The following is a 5,461-nucleotide window of genomic DNA, read 5'->3' as shown; positions in this document are numbered from 1 at the left end:
GGACCTCTGGGGTCCGCTGATCGACCCCGGCAACGAGAACTTCTCCCAGGTCTGGGACCGGCTGTTCGTCGGCATCAAGAACACCCTGCTCGCCGCGGTGCTGGCCATTGTCAGCTCGCTGGTGGTCGGCACCCTGCTCGCGGTGCTGCGGATCCAGCTCAAGGAGCTCAACAAGCGCCGCTTCACCGGTTTCGCCGCCCCGGCCTCCTACCTGCTCCGCGGTCTCAGCGCGTTCCTCTCGGCGATCACCCGGATGTGCATCGAGGTGTTCCGCGGACTGCCGGTGGTCATCACCATCTTCTTCGTGGCGCGCGGCCTCCCGGAGTTCGGCGTCAGCATGAACACCCTCTGGTATCTGGTGATTGGCCTGACGGTCTACAACTCCGTGGTCATCGGCGAAATCCTGCGCTCCGGCATGGAGGGCCTGCCGTTCGGGCAGCGCGAGGCCGCGGCCGCGATCGGCCTCTCTCCGCTGCAGACCACCCTGCTGATCCTGCTGCCGCAAGCCAGCCGGATCATGCTGCCGGCGCTGATCAGCCAGCTGGTCGTGGTGCTCAAGGACACCTCGCTCGGCTTCATCATCAGCTACGAGGAGCTGCTCAACGTCGGCAAGCAGATCATCGGCGTGCTGGACAACCCCATCCAGGTGTACGCGGTGATCGGTGTGCTCTTCATCGCAGTGAACTACTCGCTGTCGAAGCTAGCCCAGTACATTCAGCGCCGGCTGGCCCGGGGCCCCAAGACCCGGGCGCTACCGACCGCCATGCCCCCCGACACGGTCGTCGAAGCCCAAGGAGTGGCCACGCCTTAGAGCCGGAGAAACCCCCCGTCGCATGCGACGGGGGGTTTCCTGCCTTCGGGCGCGATACCGGCCACCATTGGTATGCCCCGTGCTGACGATCTATGTGTCGAACCCCAGGCCGGGCTCGCCTCTCAGCCAGAACCGGCTAGCGGGCCAGCTCCGTCACCCTCGACTCGCGGACGACCGTCACCCTGATCTGGCCGGGATAGGTCAGCTCCTCCTCGATCTGCTTCGCCACGTCGCGGGCCAGGACCGCCGCGCCGATGTCGTCCACGTCCTCCGGCCGGACCATCACCCTGATCTCGCGGCCCGCCTGCATCGCGAAGACCTTGTCGACGCCGACCTTGCCGGCCGCGATCTCCTCGATCCGTTCGAGGCGCTTCACGTAGGCCTCGAGGCTCTCCCGGCGCGCGCCCGGCCGCCCGCCCGAGCAGGCGTCCGCGGCCTGGGTGAGCACGGCCTCGACCGTCTGCGGCTGGACCTCGTTGTGATGCGCCTCGATGGCGTGCACCACGTCCTCGGACTCGCCGTACTTGCGGGCCAGGTCGGCGCCGATCAGCGCGTGGCTGCCTTCCACCTCGTGAGTCAGCGCCTTGCCGATGTCGTGCAGGAACGCCGACCGCTTGATGGTGGGGACGTCCAGGCCCAGCTCGGCGGCCATGATGCCGGCGATGTGGGCCGTCTCGACCAGGTGCTTGAGCACGTTCTGGCCGTAGCTGGTGCGGTATCGCAGTCGGCCCAGCAGAGTCGCCAGCTCCGGGTGGATGTCGGTGATGCCGACGTCGACCAGGGCCTCCTCGGCCGCGCGCTCGCAGAGCCGGTCGACCTCGTTCTTGGCGCTGTCGAAGACCTCTTCGATGCGGTGCGGGTGGATTCGCCCGTCGAGGACCAGCTTCTCCAGCGTCAGCCGGCCCACCTCGCGGCGCACCGGGTCGAAGCAGGAGAGCAGCACCGCCTCCGGCGTGTCGTCGATGATCAGGTTGACACCCGTCGTCGACTCGAAGGCCCGGATGTTGCGGCCCTCACGGCCGATGATGCGGCCCTTCATCTCGTCGCTCGGCAGGTGCAGGACGCTGACCACGCTCTCCGAGGTCTGCTCGCTGGCGATCCGCTGGATCGCGTCGACCACGATGTGCCGGGCCCGGGTGTCCGCGGTGTGCTTCGCGTCGCTCTCGATGTCGCGGATGAGGATCGCGGCCTCGCGCTTGGCCTGGGTCTCGATCGTGTCGATCAGTTCGCTGCGCGCGGCGTCGGCGGTCAGGCCCGCGACCCGCTCGAGTTCCTTGCGGCGATTCTCCTCGGCGACGGTCAGCTCGGCCTCGCGAACCGTCAGGGCGGACTCGCGGGTCGCCAGGTCGGTGTCCATCGCGGCGAGCCGGCGCTCCCGCTCGACCAGGCGTTCCACCTCGTCGGCGTGCAGCCGCTCCCGTTCGTCTATCCGGGCGGCGCGGCGCTCGACCTCCGCCGCGTGCTCCTTGGCCGTCGCGTTCAGCAGGGCGACCTCGCGCTCGCCGCTGCGCCGGGCTGCCGTGCGGACCTGCTCCGCGTCCGACTCCGCCTGGCGGTGCGCGTGCTCGAGGACCGTGTCGGCCTCCTCGTGCGCGGCCTCAAGAACCCGGCGGGCCTCGGCCCGCGCGGCGGTGGCCTCGGCCTTGGCGGCGGCGACCTCCGCCCGTACGGATGCGGCCTTCGCGTTCGCGTCGTCGACCTTGGCCTTGGCGTCGTCAAGCGTCTGCTCGCGGCGGTCCCGGTCGGCGGTCTTGGTCTCCTGCAGCTGACGCAGCGCACGGACGCCCAGGATCAAGCCGACCACCACGATGGCGGCGAGAACGACGAACGCCACCATGAGTACCCACTCCAGGGCGGTCATCTCGCCGAGTCTCCCTTCACCGCTCAGCACCGCTGCGCAGCTGTCTCGAGGGAATGCCCGACCAAGGCGACTGACCGTAGGCGCAACCAGCCGCCGGCGCCAGGTGCGGCGTCGAGGACCGACCGCAGGGTATGTCTCGCCCCCGCCCGCGCGGTCTGCGGGCGGCGGAGGCATCGACGGCGCCCTGCGCCTGAAGTGATGCCGTAATGTGATGCCATCTATGTTGTGCGCTTAGCCTGCAATGGTCGAGCAAACCGTGTGTAACGCGAGGCTAGGTCGCAAGTGCCGCTTCGGTCAAGGACTCATGATTCGGCAGCGGATAGGACGTACGGCACAGACCCGCTCACGCCCTGCTCAGGTACGTTGGGGGGCAATTCAGGCGTAGCGGGCCCAGACGTCGCGCATCGGCTCCCACTTCTGCCCGGCCCCTTCCTTCCAGAAAGCAAGCAGGTAGGCGGCCACCGGGGTAGCGGAGTCATCCCACCAGATGCCGCTGACAGTCTTGCCGGAGGCCTGGTACGCGTACTCCACGTAGTTGCCGGTCGTCCGGCCGGAGGGAGTGGCCCGCTCAACGGCAGCCCCGACGCCCGGAGTGAGGGTCCGCGCATCGACGTTCTGCCCAAGCGTCTTCACCCTGGCCTTGTCCCGGTCGGCGATGGTGGCGTACTCCACGAAGATCAAACTCATGGCGTCCATCTCGCAGCGGACCCGGGTCTTCTCCCCCTTGTTGAGAACCGGACCACCCGGGTCGCCGCTGCGCGAACAGCCGGAGACCTGAGAAAGCCAGCCCTGCGCGACGGGGGCGAGCGGGCCGGTGAACTTCGGCTGATTGATCGCGACCTGGTTCTGCTCGTACGGGGGCAGAGCGCCGCCGTCCGGAGCCGGGGCGGACTGGGCGACGGCCGGCGCGGGACCCGGGTCGCCGCCGGTGGACCGGCCAAGGAACCAGCCGCCGGTGCCGAAGATCAGAAGCCCGGCGAGCAAGCCGGCGAGGGCCGGTAGGAGGAAACGGCCTTTGGGCTGCTTGGGGGTCGGCTCGATGCGGGGGCCGGGGGCGTAGGACGGAACCACCGAGAAACCGTACGGGTCCACGGCGGGGGTGCCGCCGGAGATCGGGTCGGCGGCTGACCAGTTGGGTGGGCCGGAGGTTGGGCCTGCTCCTGAGGTCGGGGTGCCGCCGTAGGCCTGGCCCGCTCCCGAGGTCGGTGTCCCGCCGTAGGCCTGGCCCGCTCCGGAGGCCGGCGCACCTCCGTATGCCGGACCCGCTCCGGCGGTTGGGGTCCCGCTGTAGGGCGGGATTGCTCCTGAGGCGGGGGTGCCGTCGTAGGCCGGGCCTGGTCCTGAGGTCGGGGTCTCGCTGAAGGGCGGGATTGTTCCCGGGGCAGGGGCGCCGTCGTAGGCCGGGCCTGATCCTGAGGCCGGGGTCTCACCGAAGGGCGGGCCTGCTCCCGAGGACTGCGTCTCGCCGTAAGCCGAGGCCGCGCCCGGCGTCGGAGTCGGGCCAGTGATCGCAGCCGGCATCGCGCCGGCGGTCGGACTTCCGGCGGTCGGACTTCCGGCGGTCGGGCTTCCGGCGGTCGGGTTGATTCCGGAAGGGTTGCCGGGCCAGGCGGCGGGGTGGGCGTCGCTCGGCTGGTCGGCGCCGTTGTGGAATGGGCCATAGCCGCCCGACATGTCGCTTCGCATAGGCGGTATGCCGCTTGTGACCCCATTTGTAGATGCCGCCGCCGTCGCTCCGGGAGTGATGTCCGGGGTCGCGGGAGGGGCAGCCGGTGTCGGGGCTCCGTAGGGCTGGACACCCTGCGGGTAGGTCGGCGGCACGGAGTGCGGATGGACCGGGGCCGGGTCGGGTTGATGCGCCGCGCCGGGGTGCTGAGCAGGCATTTCGGCCTCAGCGGGCGGAACCTGAACGGGCGCCTCCGGGGAGGTGGTGGCCCCGGTGTGCTGGACGACCTGAGCCGTCGCGTCGGCGTCCTCGCGAAGCGGGCCGCCACCGCGCCGAGCAGGGTGGGAGTCGTCTGTCACGACGCAGCAGATTACCAGTCCGACACCTTCGGGGAAGCCCTGGTAGATCCATTGACGACGATGGACCCGGAGCGTGGTGAGCTACGGGTCCATCGTCATTCATCTACCGGCTCAGCTGCCGGGTTCAGCTAACGGCCGGGCCGGACCGACCAGGTTTCGCGCTGACCTGGTCGGCCGGGTCCGCCAAGGTCAGGCGCGGCGAGCGCCCGGCCGGTCAGGGTCATGCGCTCGCGAGTGCCCGGCCTGTCGGGATTGGGTGCTCGCGGGCCGTTTGATGGCCCGCTTGCGGGCCGCTTGATCAAGAGTGGGTCAGGCGTCCGCGCCCTCGGGGCGACGACGCCGCGTCACGAGGACGAGCCCGACGCCACCTGCGGCGATCGCTGCGCCGAGGCCCGCGATGCCGATGGTGTTGAAGCCGGTCACCGGAAGACCTCCGCCGCCCGAGTTGGAACCGCCTCCGCTGCCCGCGGTATTGGAGTCGCCGTCGTTGTCCCCGTTGCCGGAGCCGCCGCCGTCGTCCGAACCCTCGCCGTCGTCACCGTCGTCGCCGCTCTCGGAACCGCCGCCCGTGTCGGAATCAGGCGGAGTCGCCGGGTCGGTGGGGCCGGAGCCACCACCCCCACCCGGAGTCTCGCCACCCGGAGTCTCGCCACCCGGGTCTTCACCACCGGGGTCCTCTCCACCCGGATCCTCGCCGCCCGGATCCTCGCCACCCGGATCCTCGCCACCGGGGTCTTCACCACCCGGGTCTTCACCACCGGGGT

4 protein-coding genes are annotated in these 5,461 nt (G+C 70.2%); 1 reads left to right on the top strand and 3 read right to left on the bottom strand.

Annotation, left to right across the window (positions count from 1 at the left end):
• Nucleotides 1-811: amino acid ABC transporter permease (locus DMB66_RS54565; RefSeq protein ID WP_148112886.1), on the top strand; the 811-nt coding region annotated here is incomplete at its 5' end.
• 136 nt (nt 812-947) lie between these two features.
• Here DMB66_RS54565 and rny read toward each other — a convergent pair.
• The 3 genes from rny to DMB66_RS64950 form a co-directional block, all read right to left on the bottom strand.
• Nucleotides 948-2,672 carry a ribonuclease Y gene (rny, locus tag DMB66_RS54560; RefSeq protein ID WP_125811927.1) on the bottom strand — a complete coding sequence of 575 codons (1,725 nt, stop codon included), beginning with the start codon at nt 2,670-2,672 and terminating at the stop codon, nt 948-950.
• Nucleotides 2,673-3,047: 375 nt separating this feature from the next.
• Nucleotides 3,048-3,743, bottom strand: a complete 696-nt coding sequence (locus DMB66_RS54555) for a hypothetical protein (RefSeq protein ID WP_125811926.1) — start codon at nt 3,741-3,743, stop codon at nt 3,048-3,050.
• 1,263 nt (nt 3,744-5,006) lie between these two features.
• On the bottom strand, nt 5,007-5,461 hold a 455-nt coding region (locus DMB66_RS64950; protein WP_125811925.1), incomplete at its 5' end, for an LPXTG cell wall anchor domain-containing protein.

This window comes from Actinoplanes sp. ATCC 53533, from assembly GCF_003947245.1.
The sequence above is the reverse complement of the archived record's forward strand: the minus strand, read 5'-3'. Positions and strand labels throughout refer to the sequence as shown.